The sequence below is a fragment of the Diaminobutyricimonas sp. LJ205 genome, from assembly GCF_009755725.1.
Classification (GTDB): Bacteria; Actinomycetota; Actinomycetes; order Actinomycetales; family Microbacteriaceae; genus Ruicaihuangia.
Window position 1 is genome coordinate 2,676,718 of the sequence record NZ_CP046619.1, and the last position, 18,929, is coordinate 2,695,646.

At 65.8% G+C, this 18,929-nt stretch carries 15 protein-coding genes; 6 read left to right on the forward strand and 9 right to left on the reverse strand.

What is annotated here, in order from left to right:
• Positions 1-15: 15 nt before the first annotated feature.
• From rpoC to GO591_RS13120, 3 genes are all read right to left on the reverse strand, one after another.
• Positions 16-3,861, reverse strand: a complete 3,846-nt coding sequence (gene rpoC / locus GO591_RS13110) for a DNA-directed RNA polymerase subunit beta' (protein ID WP_157157228.1) — start codon at positions 3,859-3,861, stop codon at positions 16-18.
• Positions 3,862-3,912: 51 nt separating this feature from the next.
• Positions 3,913-7,395, reverse strand: coding sequence for a DNA-directed RNA polymerase subunit beta (gene rpoB, locus GO591_RS13115; protein WP_157157229.1), 3,483 nt, complete (start codon positions 7,393-7,395; stop codon positions 3,913-3,915).
• A gap of 246 nt (positions 7,396-7,641) precedes the next feature.
• Complete coding sequence (locus GO591_RS13120; RefSeq protein ID WP_157157230.1) at positions 7,642-8,457, reverse strand: oxygenase MpaB family protein; 816 nt, start codon at positions 8,455-8,457, stop codon at positions 7,642-7,644.
• Between the two features lie 81 nt (positions 8,458-8,538).
• Here GO591_RS13120 and GO591_RS13125 point away from each other — a divergent pair, with 81 nt between their 5' ends.
• Positions 8,539-9,408 (forward strand): spermidine synthase, encoded by an 870-nt coding sequence (locus GO591_RS13125; protein ID WP_157157231.1) that lies wholly within the window; start codon positions 8,539-8,541, stop codon positions 9,406-9,408.
• A gap of 468 nt (positions 9,409-9,876) precedes the next feature.
• Here GO591_RS13125 and GO591_RS13130 read toward each other — a convergent pair whose 3' ends face one another.
• From GO591_RS13130 to GO591_RS13145, 4 genes are all read right to left on the reverse strand, one after another.
• Entirely contained in the window at positions 9,877-11,193 is a 1,317-nt protein-coding gene (locus tag GO591_RS13130) for a TRAP transporter large permease (protein WP_157157232.1), read from the reverse strand.
• A gap of 3 nt (positions 11,194-11,196) precedes the next feature.
• Positions 11,197-11,820, reverse strand: a complete 624-nt coding sequence (locus tag GO591_RS13135; protein WP_157157233.1) for a TRAP transporter small permease — start codon at positions 11,818-11,820, stop codon at positions 11,197-11,199.
• Between the two features lie 120 nt (positions 11,821-11,940).
• Complete coding sequence (locus GO591_RS13140; RefSeq protein ID WP_157157234.1) at positions 11,941-12,972, reverse strand: TRAP transporter substrate-binding protein; 1,032 nt, start codon at positions 12,970-12,972, stop codon at positions 11,941-11,943.
• A 141-nt stretch (positions 12,973-13,113) separates the two neighbouring features.
• Entirely contained in the window at positions 13,114-14,169 is a 1,056-nt protein-coding gene (locus tag GO591_RS13145; RefSeq protein WP_157157235.1) for a LacI family DNA-binding transcriptional regulator, read from the reverse strand.
• Positions 14,170-14,265: 96 nt separating this feature from the next.
• On the opposite strand from GO591_RS13145, the gene GO591_RS13150 reads away from it, so the two are divergent.
• From GO591_RS13150 to GO591_RS13165, 4 genes are all read left to right on the forward strand, one after another.
• Entirely contained in the window at positions 14,266-15,405 is a 1,140-nt protein-coding gene (locus tag GO591_RS13150; RefSeq protein ID WP_157157236.1) for a PQQ-dependent sugar dehydrogenase, read from the forward strand.
• 31 nt (positions 15,406-15,436) lie between these two features.
• On the forward strand, positions 15,437-16,063 hold the full coding sequence (locus tag GO591_RS13155) for a tetratricopeptide repeat protein (RefSeq protein WP_232466181.1): 627 nt from the start codon (positions 15,437-15,439) through the stop codon (positions 16,061-16,063).
• A 39-nt stretch (positions 16,064-16,102) separates the two neighbouring features.
• The gene (locus tag GO591_RS13160; RefSeq protein WP_157157237.1) at positions 16,103-16,558 is read left to right on the forward strand and encodes a SprT-like domain-containing protein; all 456 of its coding nucleotides are present in this window, start codon (positions 16,103-16,105) and stop codon (positions 16,556-16,558) included.
• A 109-nt stretch (positions 16,559-16,667) separates the two neighbouring features.
• Positions 16,668-17,207, forward strand: a complete 540-nt coding sequence (locus GO591_RS13165; RefSeq protein ID WP_157157238.1) for a CGNR zinc finger domain-containing protein — start codon at positions 16,668-16,670, stop codon at positions 17,205-17,207.
• A gap of 31 nt (positions 17,208-17,238) precedes the next feature.
• Here GO591_RS13165 and GO591_RS13170 read toward each other — a convergent pair whose 3' ends face one another.
• Entirely contained in the window at positions 17,239-17,541 is a 303-nt protein-coding gene (locus GO591_RS13170; protein WP_157157239.1) for a DUF427 domain-containing protein, read from the reverse strand.
• Between the two features lie 132 nt (positions 17,542-17,673).
• Here GO591_RS13170 and GO591_RS13175 point away from each other — a divergent pair, with 132 nt between their 5' ends.
• Positions 17,674-18,207: a GNAT family N-acetyltransferase gene (locus GO591_RS13175; RefSeq protein WP_157157240.1), complete on the forward strand. Its 534-nt coding sequence runs from the start codon at positions 17,674-17,676 to the stop codon at positions 18,205-18,207.
• A gap of 90 nt (positions 18,208-18,297) precedes the next feature.
• Here GO591_RS13175 and GO591_RS13180 read toward each other — a convergent pair whose 3' ends face one another.
• Complete coding sequence (locus tag GO591_RS13180; RefSeq protein WP_157157241.1) at positions 18,298-18,855, reverse strand: 2-phosphosulfolactate phosphatase; 558 nt, start codon at positions 18,853-18,855, stop codon at positions 18,298-18,300.
• Positions 18,856-18,929 lie beyond the last annotated feature (74 nt).

Consider the following 18,929-nt stretch of genomic DNA (forward strand, 5'->3'; position numbering starts at 1 on the left):
TAGACCAGCGGGTTCCTAGAGGTAGGTGCCCGGCTCGTCCGACGAGAAGCTGTCGAAGTCGACGAAGCTGAGGTCAGCCTCGTTGAACGACGCGTCATCGCTGAAGATCCGGTTCGGGTACCGCTCAGCCTTGGCCTCTTCCGTGGCCTCAACCGATACGTTGCGGTACTTGCCGAGCCCGGTACCAGCCGGGATCAGCTTTCCGATGATGACGTTCTCCTTCAGGCCCATCAGCGGGTCGGACTTGCCCTCCATTGCCGCCTGCGTCAGAACGCGGGTGGTCTCCTGGAAGGACGCCGCCGACAGCCACGACTCGGTCGCCAGCGAAGCCTTGGTGATACCCATGACTTCCTGACGGGCCGATGCCGTCTTGCGGCCCTCGGTGAGCGCGGCACGGTTCATCTCGTTGTAGCGCGACCGGTCGACCAGCTCACCGGGGAGCAGGTCGGTGTCGCCGTGCTCAACGACGGTGACCTTGCGCAGCATCTGGCGCACGATGACCTCGATGTGCTTGTCGTGGATCGGCACACCCTGCGAGCGGTAGACGCCCTGCACACCATCGACCAGGTGAAGCTGAACGGCGCGGACACCGCGAACACGAAGGACTTCCTTCGGGTCGAGGTTACCGACGTGCAACTGCTGGCCGAGCTCGACGTGCTGCCCGTCCTCAACGAGGAGGGTCGCACGCTTGAGCACGGGGTAGATGTGCGGCTCGTCGCCGTTGTCGGGCGTGAGGATCAGACGACGCTGACGGTCGGTGTCCTCGATCGTGATGCGGCCGGCGGCCTCGGCGATCGGGGACGCACCCTTCGGGGTACGCGCCTCGAACAGCTCGGTGACACGCGGCAGACCCTGGGTGATGTCGTCGGCGGATGCCGAACCACCCGTGTGGAAGGTACGCATCGTCAGCTGGGTTCCGGGCTCACCGATCGACTGTGCGGCGATGATACCGACGGCCTCGCCGATGTCGACGAGCTTGCCGGTCGCCAGCGAGCGGCCGTAGCAGGCGGCGCAAACGCCGACCGCGGACTCGCAGGTGAGCACCGAACGCACCTTGATGGTGCGAACGCCCTTGGCGACCAGGTCGTCGATGAGCACGTCACCGACATCCGAACCGGCCGGAGCGACGACCTCGCCGGCCTCGTTCACCGCGTCAGCGGCGAGCGAGCGAGCGTAGACCGAGTTCTCGACGTTGGCGTCGCGCACCCAGGCACCGGTGTGGTCCTCAACCGCGATCGCCAGGTCGAGACCCTTCGAAGTGCCGCAGTCGTCCTCACGGATGATGACGTCCTGCGAGACATCCACCAGACGACGGGTCAGGTAACCCGAGTCGGCGGTACGAAGCGCCGTGTCGGCCAGACCCTTACGGGCACCGTGCGTCGCGATGAAGTACTCGGCAACCGACAGTCCCTCGCGGTAGCTCGAGATGATCGGGCGAGGGATGATCTCACCCTTCGGGTTGTTCACCAGGCCTCGCATACCGGCGATGTTGCGCACCTGCAGCCAGTTACCACGAGCACCCGAGGTCACCATGCGGTTGATGGTGTTGTCCTGCGGGAAGTTCTCCTGCATGGCCTTGGCGACCTCTTCAGTCGCCTTGGTCCAGATCTGGATGAGCTCCTGGCGACGCTCGAGGTCGGTGGTCAGACCCTTGTCGAACTGGTCCTGCACCTTGCCGGCCTGCAGCTCGTACTTGGCGACGATCTCAGGCTTGGACGGAGGAGTCAGGATGTCGCTGAGCGCAACAGTCACGCCCGAGCGGGTTGCCCAGTAGAAACCGGCGTCCTTGACACGGTCGAGAGTCGCGGCGACCTCAACCTTCGGGTACCGCTCTGCCAGGTCGTTGACCAGCTGCGAGAGGCGACCCTTGTCGGCCACTTCCTCGACCCACTTGTAGTCCACCGGCAGCGTCTCGTTGAAGATCGCACGACCGAGCGTGGTCTCCTTGAGCTCCACGCCACCCTCGAACTTGCCACCGACGAGACGGATCTTGACCATGGCGTTCAGGTCGAGCGACTTCTGGTCGAAGGCGAGGATCGCCTCGGCCACCGACGAGAATGCGCGGCCTTCACCCTCGGCGCCTTCGCGCACGGTGGTGAGGTGGTGCAGACCGATGATCATGTCCTGCGTGGGCAGGGTCACCGGACGGCCGTCGGAAGGCTTCAGGATGTTGTTCGAGGCGAGCATCAGGATGCGAGCCTCGGCCTGGGCCTCAACCGACAGCGGCAGGTGCACGGCCATCTGGTCGCCGTCGAAGTCGGCGTTGAACGCGGCACAGACGAGCGGGTGCAGCTGGATGGCCTTACCCTCGACCAGCTGCGGCTCGAACGCCTGGATGCCGAGACGGTGCAGGGTTGGTGCACGGTTCAGCAGCACCGGACGCTCGCGGATGATCTCCTCGAGCACGTCCCACACCTGCGGACGCGAACGCTCCACCATGCGCTTGGCGCTCTTGATGTTCTGCGCGTGGCTCAGGTCGATGAGGCGCTTGATCACGAACGGCTTGAACAGCTCCAGCGCCATCTGCTTGGGCAGACCACACTGGTGCAGCTTCAGCTGCGGGCCGACGATGATGACCGAACGGCCGGAGTAGTCGACGCGCTTACCGAGCAGGTTCTGACGGAACCGACCCTGCTTACCCTTCAGCATGTCGCTGAGGGACTTGAGGGCGCGGTTACCGGTACCGGTGACCGGGCGACCACGGCGGCCGTTGTCGAACAGGGCGTCGACGGCCTCCTGCAGCATCCGCTTCTCGTTGTTCACGATGATCTCGGGAGCCCCGAGGTCAAGCAGACGGCGCAGACGGTTGTTGCGGTTGATCACGCGGCGGTACAGGTCGTTCAGGTCGGAGGTCGCGAAGCGGCCACCGTCCAGCTGCACCATCGGGCGCAGCTCCGGCGGGATCACCGGAACGACGTCGAGCACCATGGCGGCCGGCGAGTTGCCGGTCTGCAGGAACGAGTTGACGACACGCAGACGCTTGATCGCGCGGATCTTCTTCTGGCCCTTGCCGCCCGAGATCTGCTCGTGCAGCAGCTCGGACTCGGCAGCCAGGTCGAAGTTCTGCAGGCGCTTCTGGATCGCCTCGGCGCCCATGTGTGCCTCGAAGTACAGGCCGAACCGGTCCTGCAGCTCGTGGAACACGCTGTCTTCGGGCTTGAGGTCGCCGACCTTCAGGTTGCGGAAGTCGTCCCAGACGCGCTCGAGCTGGTTGATCTGCTCGTCGAACGACTTGCGGACCTGACCCATCTCCTTCTCGGCGGCATCCTTCGTCTTGCGCTTCTGGTCAGCCTTGGCGCCTTCCTCCTCGAGAACCGCGAGGTCATCCTCGAGCTTCTTCAGGCGGTCGGCGATGCGAGCGTCGCGCTGGCCCTCAAGGGTCTTCATCTCGAGGCGGATCTCGTTCTCGAGACCCGGCAGGTCGGCGTGACGGCCGTCCTCATCCACCGAGATGACCATGTACGCGGCGAAGTAGATGACCTTCTCGAGGTCCTTCGGCGCCATGTCCAGCAGGTAGCCCAAGCGCGACGGAACGCCCTTGAAGTACCAGATGTGGGTGACCGGTGCGGCCAGTTCGATGTGGCCCATGCGCTCACGGCGGACCGCGGACTTGGTGACCTCAACGCCACAGCGCTCACACACGATGCCCTTGAAGCGCACGCGCTTGTACTTGCCACAGGCGCACTCCCAGTCGCGGGAGGGTCCGAAGATCTGCTCGCCGAACAGGCCGTCCTTCTCAGGCTTCAGCGTGCGGTAGTTGATGGTTTCGGGCTTCTTGACCTCACCGTACGACCACTTGCGGATGTCTTCAGCCGTCGCGAGGCCGATCCGCAGCTCGTCAAAAGTTGTAGCTTCGAGCAATTGACTTCTCTTTCGTAATTGTCTCAGTCGAAATGTCTGTTAGTGGCCGGCTTAGATGTCGTCGACGGAGGACGACTCGAAGCGGGAGGAGATGTTGATGCCGAGCTCTTCCGCGGCACGGAAGACCTCGTCATCCGTGTCCTTCAGGCTGACCTCTGTACCGTCGGCCGAGAGCACCTCGACGTTCAGGCACAGCGACTGCATCTCCTTGATGAGCACCTTGAAGCTCTCGGGGATGCCCGGCTCCTGGATGTTCTCGCCCTTGACGATCGCCTCGTAGACCTTCACGCGGCCGAGGATGTCGTCGGACTTGATGGTGAGCAGTTCCTGCAGGGCGTACGCGGCGCCGTAGGCCTCGAGGGCCCACACCTCCATCTCGCCGAAGCGCTGGCCACCGAACTGCGCCTTACCACCGAGCGGCTGCTGGGTGATCATCGAGTACGGGCCGGTGGAACGAGCGTGGATCTTGTCGTCAACCAGGTGGTGCAGCTTCAGGATGTACATGTAGCCGACCGAGATCGGGTCCGGGAACGGCTCGCCGGAGCGGCCGTCGAACAGCATGGCCTTACCGCTCGATCCGATCAGGCGGTCGCCGTCACGGTTCGGGATGGTGGAGTCGAGCAGACCAGCGATCTCCTCCTCGGCGGCACCGTCGAACACGGGGGTTGCGACCTTGGTGCCGGGGGCGGCGTTGAGCGCACCCTCGGGCAGGGTCTTCGCCCACTCCTGGATGCCGTCGACGTTCCAGCCCTGCTTGGCAGCCCAGCCGAGGTGAATCTCCAGCACCTGGCCGAAGTTCATACGACCGGGAACACCCAGCGGGTTGAGGATGATGTCGACCGGGGTGCCGTCCGCGAGGAAGGGCATGTCCTCGACCGGGAGGATCTTCGAGATGACGCCCTTGTTGCCGTGACGACCGGCGAGCTTGTCACCCGCGGTGATCTTGCGCTTCTGGGCGATGTAGACGACAACGCGCTGGTTGACGCCCGAGCCGAGCTCGTCGTCGTTGTCCGCGGAGAACTCCTTGACAGCGATGACGGTGCCTTCTTCACCGTGGGGAACCTTCAGCGACGTGTCGCGCACCTCGCGGCTCTTCTCGTTGAAGATCGCGCGCAGCAGGCGCTCCTCGGCACTCAGCTCGGTCTCACCCTTCGGGGTGACCTTGCCGACGAGGATGTCGCCGGGACGAACCTCGGCGCCGATGCGGATGATGCCGCGCTCGTCGAGGTCGGCCAGCAGGTCGGGGCTGACGTTGGGGAGGTCACGGGTGATCTCCTCCTTGCCGAGCTTGGTGTCGCGGGCGTCGACCTCGTACTCCTCGATGTGAATCGAGGAGAGCACGTCGTCCTTCACCAGGTTTTGGCTGAGGATGATCGCGTCTTCGAAGTTGTGGCCTTCCCACGGCATGAACGCGACGAGCAGGTTCTTGCCGAGCGCGAGCTCGCCGTTCTCGGTGGCGGGACCGTCGGCGATGACCTCGCCGACCTCGACCCGGTCACCGGCGTTGACGATCACGCGGTGGTTGTAGCTGGTGCCCTGGTTCGAGCGGTCGAACTTGCGCAGGTAGTACTCCTGCGTTCCACCGTCATCGAGCATCAGGGTGACGACGTCTGCCGACACTTCCTGCACGACACCGGCCTTGTCGGCGGTGATGACATCGCCGGCGTCGATCGCGGCGAAGCCTTCCATACCGGTTCCGACCAGCGGGCTCTCGCTGCGGAGCAGCGGCACAGCCTGACGCTGCATGTTCGCGCCCATGAGCGCGCGGTTCGCGTCGTCGTGCTCGAGGAACGGGATCAGCGAGGTCGCGACGGACACCATCTGACGCGGTGAGACGTCCATGTAGTCGACGCGGTCGCGGTCGACGAGGATCACTTCGGAGCCTCGCGGGCGAACCAGCACCTTCTCCTCGGCGAAGCGGAAGTCCTTGGTCAGCGGGGCGTTGGCCTGCGCAACCAGGTACTCGTCCTCTTCACTTGCAGTGAGGTAGTCGATGTGGTCGGTGACCACGCCGTCGACGACCTTGCGGTACGGCGACTCGATGAAACCGAACGAGTTGATGCGAGCGAACGATGCGAGCGAACCGATCAGGCCGATGTTCGGGCCTTCCGGGGTCTCGATCGGGCACATGCGGCCGTAATGCGACGGGTGAACGTCACGCACCTCGACGCCGGCGCGCTCACGGGACAGACCACCCGGGCCAAGCGCCGACAGGCGACGCTTGTGGGTCAGACCCGCGAGCGGGTTGTTCTGGTCCATGAACTGCGACAGCTGGCTGGTTCCGAAGAACTCCTTGATCGCGGCAACGACGGGACGCACATTGATCAGGGTCTGCGGCGTGATCGCCTCGATGTCCTGCGTGGTCATACGCTCGCGAACGACGCGCTCCATGCGGCTGAGGCCGGTGCGCACCTGGTTCTGGATGAGCTCGCCGACCGCGCGGATGCGGCGGTTGCCGAAGTGGTCGATGTCGTCGACATCCAGCGTGATCTCGACCGGCTTGCCGTCGCGGACACCGTTCAGCTTGGTCTGGTTGTCGTGCAGCGCAACCAGGTACTTGATGGTCGCGATGATGTCCTGCACCGAGAGGACCGAGTCCTTCAGGCTGGCGTCGACACCGAGCTTGCGGTTGATCTTGTAGCGACCGACCTTGGCCAGGTCGTAACGCTTCGGGTTGAAGTAGAAGTTGTCGAGCAGCGCACGAGCAGCTTCAGCGGCAACCTGCTCGCCCGGGCGGAGCTTGCGGTAGATGTCCTTGAGCGCGTCTTCCTTGGAGAGGATCGAGTCCTTCTCGAGGGTGAGCTCGATCGAGGCGTAGCCCTTGAACTCTTCGCGGATCTCGTCCGTGGTGAGGCCGAGCGCCTTGAGGAAGACGGTCACCGACTGCTTGCGCTTGCGGTCGATGCGCACGCCGACCTGGTCGCGCTTGTCGATCTCGAACTCGAGCCAGGCACCGCGGCTGGGGATGATGCGAGCGGAGTAGATGTCCTTGTCAGAGGTCTTCTCCTGCTGGCGCTCGAAGTAGACACCCGGCGAGCGGACCAGCTGCGACACGACGACACGCTCGGTGCCGTTGATGATGAACGTGCCGCGCTCGGTCATGAGCGGGAAGTCGCCCATGAACACGGTCTGGGTCTTGATCTCACCCGTCATGTGGTTCATGAACTCGGCGTTGACGTAGAGCGGCGCAGCGTAGGTCTTGCCACGCTCCTTGCACTCGTCGATCGAGTACTTCGGCTCTTCGAGCTCGGGGTTGGTGAACGAGAGCTGCATCGTCTCGCCGAGGTCCTCGATCGGGCTGATCTCCTCGAAGATCTCGTCGAGGCCGGTGTTCAGCCCGTCGCCGGTGGCGCCGGATTCAGCAGCACGCGCCTTCCACGCGTCGTTTCCGACGAGCCAATCGAAACTCTCCGTTTGCAGAGCGAGAAGATCGGGAACGGTCAGGGTGTCCGTAATCTTGGCGAACGAAAGCCGCGAAGCTGCACGGCCGTTCTTGGGGGACTGGTTGGTGGATGCGTTGCGCGCAGCAGCCAAGGAAATAACCTCCGTGGGCCCCGTCGGGCCATGGCATATCGGTAAGAAGGGAGCTCGGAGCGATCGGCCCCGCCGTTATACTCGGGGCGCCTGCCATCCGCAATATGAAGGCATGATTGATCTCGGAGCGCAAAAGACAATACTAGGATGTTTCGCCGCGCCGTGTCCACTCATTCCTTGACGATTTGCTGAGAGTCAGCTATAAGTCGGTCGGCGTTGGCCGGTTTCGGCGGGCTTCAGCGGGACTCAGCCGGCCAGCCTGCGCAGGTAGTAACGCATCGGCCAGCGGCGGATTGCGTCCGGCAACTTCGGGTAGACAACCCTGGTGACCCGGATCACCCTGTCGAAGCGCCGCTGCCGGGAGTCGTTCCAGACCAGGCCGAACAGTGCGCGCTGCTCGGGTGTGAGCAGCCCCACGGTGAGCAGCCGGACGAGCGGCATCGCGGCGCGCAGCCCGACCGGCAGCGCGGGCGGGGTCAGCAGGTCCCGCGCGACGGCTCGGGTGGTGACATCCGTTCGAAGCGTCGCGGATGTCTCGTCCCAATAGCGGCGGAAGGCAGCACGATCCGCCGGCCACATCTCGGCCGGCACCTGCAACGCGGTGCCGAGCGCGGCGTACTGGCGGTACAGCGCCTCCGCGGCCTGGTCATCGAGCGGCCCGAACACGAGTTCGTGCATGAGGGTCGCGGTGTCGTACAGGGTGGCGGCAACCCAGAGCTGCAGGGTCGGGTCGGTCGCGTCATAGCGCGGCGACTCCCCCTCGGCCGAGCGCACCGAACTGTGCACGGCGTTCACTCGGCGCACCACCTTCTGGATCAGCCGCTGGTCTCCGGAGGCAATCGCATAGACATAGGCCATCGTGCCGTGCAGGCGATCGAGTGGACGGCTGACGAAATCGCTGTGCCGGGCAACGCCGCGTCCGACTGCGGGATGCGCCAGTTGCAGCAGGATGGCGCGACCGCCGCCGGCGAGCAGCACCGCTTCCCCGCCAAGGTCGGCGATGTCGGCGGGCTCGCGGTCGGCGGCGTCGACGAGCGCGCGAGCAGCGGGTCGAGTCGGCATCAGGCGAATCTACTCGGGTGGGTTGACTGCGGCCGCACGAGGATGAAGGGACCGGCAGGTCGGATGCCGCAGACTTGAACCATGGGTAGGGACGAGCAGGAGCATCCGTCAGTCGTGCTGAGCGGCAGTGGGTACTTCGCTGAGATCCAGCCCGACCGGTGGGTGCCCGGGGCCTACACGCTCGTCGTTGATGGCACCCCGCAGTCGCACGTGAACCTCGACGACCCGACGCACCTCTTCTTTGAGTACGTGCAGCGCATCGGGCACATCATCGACCAGTTGCCGTCCGGCCCGATCACCGCCGTGCACCTCGGTGCCGGGGCATTCACGCTGCCCCGGTACGTCGAAGCGACCCGGCCCGGCTCCCGGCAGCAGGTGATCGAGCTCGAGAGTGACCTGGTCGAGCTGGTGCGCGCGACGCTGCCGCTGCCGAAGGGCGCGTCGATCCGGGTGCGCCACGGTGATGCGCGCGCGGTGCTCGAGAAGCTGCCCGCGGGGCTGCACGGCACCGTCGACCTGGTCGTCGTGGATGTCTTCAGCGGTGCCCGCACCCCCGCACACGTCACCAGCGTCGAGTTCTACCGCTCGGTCGCCGCGCTGCTCGCGCCGGATGGCGTGGTCGCCGTCAACATCGCCGACGGCCCGGGGCTGAGTTTCGCGCGCAGCCAGGCGGCCACGCTGAAGGCGGCGTTCACGGATGTCGCGGCCCTCGCCGAGACGCAGATCCTCAAGGGCCGCCGCTTCGGCAATGTCGTGCTCGTCGCCGCGCCGGCCGAACTGCCGCTGGAATGGATGCCCCGGCTGCTCGCCGGCGGCCCGCACCCGTCGAAGGTCGTGGCCGGCCGTGAGCTGAGGGAGTGGATCGCGGGTGCGCCGGTGACCACCGACGCCACCGCCATCCCGTCTCCCCCGCCGACGAAGTCGCTCTTCCAGTCCGGTCGCGGGGAGTAGGCGAGGGCTCCGGGGGGTTCCGGGGCTCGCTGAGTCGCGGATCGACGTCGCGTATCGAAACCGCTCGCCAAGAAGAAGGACTCAATTCGCGATCAACGCGAAATGGAGGAACTCTGGTCGGCGGATGTCAGTTCCTCCGTCATTCCGGCGGGGTGAACTCGACCGAAGCGGACGGTTTCTCCTCCATTCGTGTGTGTCGGGAGGAGACAGGCCCGCCGCCACGAAGGGGTCGGGAGGAATTCGGCCGCGCGGGAGGACGTTCTCGCTGGAATGCGCCTCCCCTGCCGACTGTCTCCTCCGCACCCGGGCGGGCGGGCTGATTTCGAGACGCGTCACTCGCTTCGCTCGCGGCGCTCCTCAATCAGCGGTATGCCTCGGGGCATGCTCACTCAGCGGTGTCCGTCCCGCCCATCCTGAATCTGCGGGCTCCCCCGCCCATCCTCACTCAGTCAGTCGCCAGCTCAGCGATCAGGGCGCGACCAACCCCAGGGCGGTCGGCAACCACAGTGACAGTGCGGGCCAGAACGTCACGATGAACAGGCCGACGCAGAGCGCCCAGAAGAACGGCCACAGCCGCCTGATCACCGGTTCGATTCGGACGTTGCCGACCCGGGCCGCGACGAACAGGTTGTTGCCGATCGGTGGCGAGATGTTGCCGAGGCACATGTTGAAGACCATCATCGCGCCGAAGTGGATCGGGCTGACGCCGAGCGCGGTGACGATCGGCAGGAAGATCGGCGTGAAGATCAGGATCGCCGGAGTGGGATCCATCACCGTGCCCGCGAGCAGCAGGATCACCATGATGATGATCAGAATGATCACCACGTTGTCGGTGAGCCCCAGGAGTCCACTGGTCACCAGTTGCGGGAGTCGGGCGAAACCGAGCACCCAGCCGAGAATCCCGGAGACGCCGATCAGGAGCATGATGATGCCGGTCACCTTGGATGCCTCGAGGATCACCTTCGGGAGCGCTTTGATCGACAGCGTGCGCTGCAGGAGGCCGAGCACGAACGAGTAGAGCACCGCGATCACAGCCGATTCCGTGGCCGTGAACACTCCGGTCAGGATGCCGCCGATCACGACCACGATCATCAGCAGCGCGGGAAGCGCACGCAGGAAGACGATCAGCGCCTGCTTGAGCGTCGGACGCGCGGCGACAGAGCGCAGCTCAGGGTGCTTGCGCGCGTAGAGGGCGACCACGACGACGCAGACCAAAGCCCAGAGAAGTCCGGGTCCGACACCGGCCATGAACAGCGCCGCGATCGACGTGCTCGACACCAGGGAGTACACGATGAACGTGTTGCTGGGCGGGATCAGCATGCCGGCCGGGGAGGCGGCGGCGTTCACCGCAGCCGAGAACGCCGGGTCGTAGCCGTCCTTGCGCATCCGCGGGGACAGCACCGTGCCGACGGCCGCCGCCGACGCGACCGACGCACCAGACACCGCCCCGAACATGGCGTTCGCGACGACGGTGGTCTGGGCGAGTGATGCGGGCAGCCGGCCGGAGACCACGAGTGCCAGGTCGATCAGTCTCGACGCTATTCCCCCGGTGTTCATCAGACCTCCGGCGAGGATGAAGAAGGGGATGGCCAGCAGGGCGAACGAGTTGCTGGCAGCGAAGATCCGTTGCGCGGAGGTCAACGCGGCGCCTTCCCAGTCCAGCAGGATGACGATGGCCAGCATGGAGGGCAGACCCATGGCGACCGCGACGGGCAATCCCATGGCAATACCGAGGGCGATGCCGCCGAGCAGCACCACTGTGGCGATGATGGTGAGGGTATCCATGGCCTAGATCGCCTCTGCGTTCTCGTCGAAATCGGGAGTGGGCTCTTCTACCCCGGCGAGGATGCCGATGAGGTGGGTCACCGAGTAGAAGACGATCAGGACGCCGGCGATCGGAAGCACCAGGTACACCTGGCCGACGCTCAGGGGCAGCGTGGAGATGTCCTGCCCCCAGGCGTTCTCGGCGACGCTCGAGCCGCCGATGATGAAGGCGACCACGAAAAAGAAGATGACGGTGAGTTCGATGACGACGCCCATCACGCGCTGGGCTCGCCGAGGAAGTTTCTCGACGAGGATCATCACCGCGATGTGACCCCGCTCAGAGAACACGTAGGCGGCGGCGAAGACAGCAAGCACGACAAAGGTGTAGAGCGCCGCTTCCTGGGTCCAGGGTGCGGAGTTATTGAGAATCTCGCGGGTGAACACCTGCCAGGTGACGATGACCACCAGCCCTGTGAAGGCGACGATGCAGATCGCGGCCAGCACGCGGTCGATGACCAGGCGGATGCCGCCCAGAACCGTGAGCAGGGCTCCCCAGCGCACCGGCGCGGCTGGTTCGTGAGGCCCGGGACCACCCGGAGCACTATCGCCCGGTGTGTTCTCGTCGGGCTCGGGTGAATTGGTGGTCACGTTGTCCTCCGCTGGCTGCCCGCGAGGGCGTTGCCATAATGTGCTGCACTTCGTTGTGGCTCGCGGCGGGGGCGCCGGTGGTCATCGACCACACGGCGCCCTTGCCGGTGATGCGTGAGCCTACTGGGCGCCCTTGATGGCGTCGTAGAGCGCCTTCTGCGAGTCGGTGGTGATGAACTTGTCCAGCAGGGGCTCGAGCGCGTCGACGAACGCGTCGCCGTCGACCTCGGTGAAGGTGGCCCCGCCAGCCTCAGCGCCGGCGATTGCCTCTTCGGTCTCGGAGGCCCACAGGTCGGTGTGCTCCTGCCAGGTCTGCTCCCAGCCCTCGTCGAATGCGGCCCGGTCTTCTTCAGACATCTTGTCCAGTGTCGGGGTGTTGATGATGAGGAAGTCGGCCCCGATCAGGTGTCGGGTGTAGGAGAAGAACGGAGCAACCTCGAAGTGCTTCTGCGTGAAGTACGAGATCTCGTTGTTCTCAGCACCATCGATGACGCCGGACTGCAGGCCGGTGTACACCTCTCCGAACGCCATCGGGGTCGGCGATGCTTCGAGCGCCTCGATCATCGAGATGAACACCGGGCTCTCCTGAACGCGGATCTTCTTGCCCGCGAGGTCGTCCGGCGCTTCAGCAGCGGCGTCCTTGACGTAGACGCTGCGGGCGCCCTGGGTGAATCCGCCGACGACGGTGATGCTGTTGCTGTCCTCAAGCGACGTGTACAGGTCACCGACGATTTCGTCGTCGGCGAGGATCTCCATCTGGCTGTCGATCGAGTCAAAGACCGTGGGAAGGCTGAAGACCACGAAGTCCTTCGAAACGTTCTCGAGCTGCGGCGCCGAGACGATCGCCAGGTCGATCACGCCAGAACTGACCGACTGAATGTATTCGGCCTGGTCGCCGAGGGTGGAGTTCGGGTGAACCTCGATGTTCCACCGTCCGTCGGTGGCCTCGGCCAGCCGCTCGCCGAAGGCTTCCAGCGCGATGAACGAGGGGTGTTCCTCGGTCTGGTTGAGCGCGAGCTTGAGGGTGGTGGGCTTGACGTCCTCTGCCGGGGCAGCGGTGCTGTCGTTGGTGCCGCCACCACTGCACGCGACGAGCGTGAGGGCAGCTATCGCGGTCGTCGCGATGAACGCGAGACGGGTTGTTTTGTGCATGGAGTTCTCCTTCGAACGCTGTACAGAACGGTGCTGACCTACATTGACTCACGCCGCACGTCAATTTGGCAACCAATTGCCATCGGTTGTCACGAGACATTTTCAACGCGTCAGATCGGGTGGAGCGCGGGCGATCGCGAGTCAGACGGCGATGCCGATGGCAGCGCTCGCGAGACCGAGCCTGCCGCCGACCTTGGCTGTTGACCCGCGTACGACCAGTTCGGCCGGCACCATGGCCGGACGACCCACCGGAACGGCAAGATGCTCACCCAGCAGCATCTCCACGGCGAACCGGCCAAGAACCAGGCGCGGCACGGCCACCGTGGTGAGCGGCGATGGCCCGAAGCCCAGGTCAAGGCTGTTGTCGAAACCGATCAGGCTGACGTCGTCAGGGATCCGGATGCCGCGACCACCCAGTTCGCTCATCACGCCGATCGCCATCAGGTCGTTGTAGGCGACCACTCCGCTGGTCGGCTTCTGCAGGAATTCGGCTGCAGCGAGCGCGCCACCGGCGAGAGTCGGCGCGAACGGGCCGATCCGGCGTACCCGCAACCCGGCGTCGGCGGCGGCTCGCCGGATCGATCGCCAGCGCATGCCATCCGCCCAGGACGCCTCCGGGCCGGCAACGTAGGTCAGCGAGCGGTGGCCCAGGCTCGCGAGGTGGTCGACGGCCAGCTCCATGCCGTGCTCGTTGTCGGTGACCGCGCTCGGCACATCCGGCATCGGACGGTTGAGCACGACCATCGGGCGCTGCTTGGAGATCATCCGGATCGCGGTCTCCGACATCCGCGAGGTCGCCAGAATCAGTCCGTCGACAACCGGAACGACCCGGTCGACGGCTTCCCGCTCGCCGGCCAGCGATTCCTGCGCATCGATGACGAGCACCGTGTAGTGGTAGCGCTCCGCCTCTTTGCGTGCCCCCTCGACGATGTCCAGGAAGAACGGATTGGTGAGATCAGCGACGAGGATGGCGATCATCCCGGTCTTGCCGGACGGCCGCGAACTCGGTTCGGACGCGTTGTGATAGCCCATCTCTTCGGCTACGCGGCGGATGCGATCGGCGGTCTCGGCGCTCACCCTGCCCGGTCGGGAGAACGCCCTCGACACGGTTGAGGGTGACACTGCGCATGCCCTGGCGACGTCGTAGATCGTCGGTCGCCGCGGGTGATCCCCCGGGAGTGCTTCATCGGGCCCCATAAAGGTGACATTAGAGGAACGGCGGCGGTGGAGCCAGTCGCGGCGGCCCACCTGATCGGCATGTCCAATCGCATCCTCGCATGGTGGGATAGGGAAATGGCGAGGATGCAGCGGGTCTGCGGAGTGCTCATCATCAGCGCGCTGGCACTCACTGCGTGCACGGCCCCCGAGCCGCCGAAACAGCCGGAACGTTCCACGACGACACCCACGCCGCCGACGCCCACGCCGACCGAGACGACCGATCCCGGGCCGGTCGAACCGGTCGGGCCGGTGGAGACGATCGCGTCCGGGCTGCAGGTGCCGTGGTCCATCGTGCGGCTCGAGAACCGGTCGACGCTGATCAGCGAACGTGACACCGCCCGGGTACTGGAGCTTCAGGCATCCGGCAACCTGCGCGAAGTGGCGACGGTTCCCGACGTGCAGCCCGGCGGTGAGGGCGGACTGCTCGGCCTCGAGGTCGACCCCGAGCAGCGGTACCTGTACACGTATTTCACCGCGGCCGCCGACAACCGGGTGCTGCGGTTCGCGCTCACCGGCGACGCCGGCACGCTCGGGCTCGGCGATTCGCAGGAGATCATCACCGGCATCCCCAAGTCCGGCAACCACAACGGTGGGCGGATCAAGTTCGGCCCGGACGGCATGCTGTACGTCACCACCGGCGATGCGGGGAATGCGGATGCCGCCCAGGATGTCGGCTCGCTCGCCGGCAAGATCCTGCGGCTGACGCCGACCGGAGGGATTCCGGATGACAACCCGTTCACGAACAGCCCGGTGTACTCGTTCGGGCACCGCAATCCGCAGGGACTTGCCTGGGATCACGAGGCCAGGCTGTGGGCGTCGGAATTCGGCCAGAACAGCTGGGACGAACTGAACATCATCGCGCCGGGTCAGAACTACGGCTGGCCGGTTGTCGAAGGCATCGCCAACCGGGACGGTTACGTCAACCCGGTCGCGCAATGGTCGACCAGCGAGGCCAGCCCAAGCGGCCTGCTGTGGACCCGGGACACGCTGTTCCTCGCCGCGCTGCGCGGAGAACGCCTGTGGGCGATCTACCCGAACCCCGAGAGCATCGAGACGGTGGACTCATTCGCCGGCGAGTTCGGCCGGCTGCGCGACGTCGTCGAAGGGCCGGACGGCACGCTGTGGATGCTGACCAACAACACGGCTCGGGGAACTCCGCAACCTGGAGACGACAAGCTGCTCCAGGTGCAGCTGACGCCGCGCCCCGCGGGCTAGCCTGTTAATGGCATCAGTTCGAGGGGTACACGTGAGCATTGTTGTTGGATACGACCCGGTCACTCTGCGCGAGAAAGTTGACCTGGCAGCGCTCGGCGAGCGCCTCGACGAGCTCGGCAATCTGCGCAGCTCGACCGCGTTGAACGAGAAGGTCGGCTTGCTGCGACTGGCGAATCGGCTGGATGAGGCGTGGGATGTCGCCAACGAAGCCGTGCGGCAGGCCCGTTTCGGCGGCGACCGCGAGGCGTTGGTATTCGCGCGGGTGCGGCGCGCGCAGGTGCAGCAGTACCAGGGCAAGCTCGACGCTGCGCTGGTGGAACTGAGCGACTGCGTCACCGAGTCCCGGCGGCACGACTGGTCGGCGGCTGAGGCTTTCGCGCTGCAGCACCGCGGCAAGGTCTACTTCGACCAGCAGGAGTACCAGTCGGCGTTGCGCGACTTCCGCGAGGCGCTGACGATCCGGGTGCGAATCAAGGCGCCCGGCAACCAGATCGACAGTTCCATGGTCGCGATCGCGGTGACGGAGTCCTTCCTCAGCGACCCGGTCGGGGCTGCGGCAGCCGGTGCACCGCCGGCCGTGGCGCCGTCTGTGGCTGAGCCGCCCGCCGCCGAGGCATCCTCTCCGGCGGGTCCGGTGGACAACTCCGCCGGACAATAGCCGCACGTCGCTGTCACCGGGTCGGGTTAATCTCGATGCGTGGCTGATCTGGATCGTGTGCGTACTTGGGCGAATGCCCTGATCGCGCTGCATCTGGATCCGACCGAGTGGTCGTTCGGCTTCGACCATGCGAAAACCCGTGCCGGGCTGTGCAACTACACGTCGAAGCGGATCACGGTGTCTCGCCACCTGGCCGCGAAGTTCGACGACGACGCCATCCACCAGGTGCTGCTGCACGAGGTCGCGCACGCGATGGCCGGTTCCCGTGCCGGGCACGGCCCGAAGTGGCGGGCCATCGCCGCCGACCTCGGTTATGTCGGCAAGCGCCTGCACGACGGACCGATCGCCTCAGAGCTGGCACCCTGGGTCGGCACCTGCCCACGCGGGCACGAGCACTTCCGATACCGGCAACCGAAGTCGGCGCTCGCGTGCGGCAAGTGCTCACGGCGGTACGACCCGGCGAACACGATCCGCTGGGTGAAGCGGACGGCGTAACTCCTACCGGTGGTCGCCAGCCACGACCGCTGGCTGCGACGTCGCTGGACCGGCGAGCACCTGCACCTCGCGGACGGAGCCATCGTGAGTAACTCTCTATAGTGGTTACGTGACCACCGGACAACTTCTCCCAGACGGCTTCTTCTTCGACTCCGGTGCGGTGAGCCTCGACTTCGCCCACAGCACACTGGATACGGCCGCCGACCTCACCTCGTGGCTCGTCGAACGGGTCGAGCGGGTGGACGGCGAGGCATCCGACCGCGAACTGGCGGACGCCCTGCTGCTGCGCGAGGCGATCGTCCGGGTCGCGCAGGCCCAGTCGATCGGAGCGGTTCCGGCCGCGGAGGATGTCGACACGGTCAACCTGTTCGCGGCGATGCCGGACGTGCCGCCGGTGCTGGACGGCGGACGCCGCCAGGCGGGAGCCGGTCGGGTGCGCCTCGGACAGGCGCTGTCGACGGTGGCCCGGGACGCGGTCGAACTGTTCGGGCAACGCGGGGCTGACCGCATCCGCTCCTGCTCTGCGGAGGAGTGCGAACTGGTGTTCTACGACGAGTCCCGCTCGAACAACCGGCGCTGGTGCTCGATGCAGCGCTGCGGCAACCGGGCCAAGGTGCGCGCGCACCGGGCGCGGGCTCTCGCGAGCTAGGTCATTCCGCGGCGAGCGCGGTGAGCGCGGGCTACTCGACGATCTGCACCTCTTTCCAGAAGGCGATGTAGCTGCTGTAGTCCCGGCCGATTCGCTTGATCGACACCGGGCGCGGATCGGGATAGCTGAACGCGGCGTCCGGCGCCAGGGTGTCACCGATCTTCACGGTGAAGTACTGCGCATCACCCTTCCACGCGCAGGTGTATGCGGTGTCGCTCTTCTCCAGGAGCTCGGCATTGACGCTCTGCGGAGGGAAGTACCAATTGCCCTCGATCTGAACGAGGTCTTCGGTGGGAGCTTCGGCGATCACGGTGCCGTTCAATAGTGCCTTCATGTGTTCCTCCTGCATCGCGAGCCGTCGATATATCAGACATAACACCGCAGGTGCAGAGGCCATTCCTGAGGCCATCTCCGGCCGGGCGCGGTCGATTTCAGATTCGGGTGGAGCTCGTCGTACTCTCGGCGCATGAGCACCAACGAAGATGTTCCCGAAGCCGTCTCCGATTTGACCGACCACACTGTGATCGTCCGCCCGGTGCGTGACGTTGATGCCGAATCCCTCGGCAGGGTGCACGCACAATGCTGGCACCAGACCTACGACCACCTGATCAGCAAGGCCGCGCTGGAAAAGGTGTCGCCACGGCGCATGGCAGAGCTGTGGACCCACTGGGCCAGCCTCGGCCCGGATTACAACCAGTTCGCCGCACTCGTCGACGGCGAGATCATCGGCTTCGTCGGATCCGGTCCGGCGCGGGATGAGGATGCCCCGCGAGACCGGGAACTGTATTTCATCTACCTGCTCAAGGAGTACCAGGGCACCGGAATCGGCCAGCGACTGCTTGACGCCGCCTGCGCGGACCGGGCCGGGTACCTGTGGGTCGCGAAGGACAACCCGCGCGCGCACAGCTTCTACAAGCGCAACGGCTTCATGCCGGATGGCGCGGAGCATGTTGAGGAGTTCCTCGGCGAGCAGCTTCTCGAGGTGCGGCTGGTTCGCTAGCTCGCTAGCTCGCCGATGGCCGAGCTTTCTGCCGATGGCGGGTGCCGAAACCACGGCCATCGACGGAACCGGCGGCCATCGGCGCAGAGGTCAGGCCGCCGCGGGCTCTTTGACGACGGTGACCTCGTCGCGCGGGGTTAGGTCGAGGGTGCTCACGCCGAGCTCACGCCCGGTGACCGAGTTCTTCACCAGGTGCTTGGTGGCGTTCTTCAGGCCCGCATAGGCGGCGCCCGCGGCCGCGGCCTCGGGTGAGCAGTGATCCAGACCGAGTTCGGTGAGCGCATCGATGACCGCGCCGGCGGCGAGCAGGTCCTCGACGCTGAAGCGCGGCGAACCGTCGGCGCGCACTCCCCCGGCTGCGATGACGGTCACGCGGAACCGTCCGCCGCGTTCGTGCTGTCGTTCCAGCACCCAGTCGGCGACCGCGCGCGCGTTCTGCACGGTGGCCAGCACCAGGGCGCCCTCGGGTTCCGACAGCCCGGCCGCGCCGGCAGCTTCGCCGGCCTGGTCACCCGTGGCATCGCCCGTTCCGTCGTCCGCCGCGAGCTGGTCGACCCAGATCACCGCGTCGGCACCCTCCTGGGTGGCCGCCGCCCCGGCGAGCCCCCAGTCGAAACGGACTTGATAGGTGGCTTGCGACTCGCTCATGCAGTCGAGGGTAGCGACACGCGACCATGACCCGGGCCGTGACCGTCACGCTTCGTCACGCGGATATCGTCGTG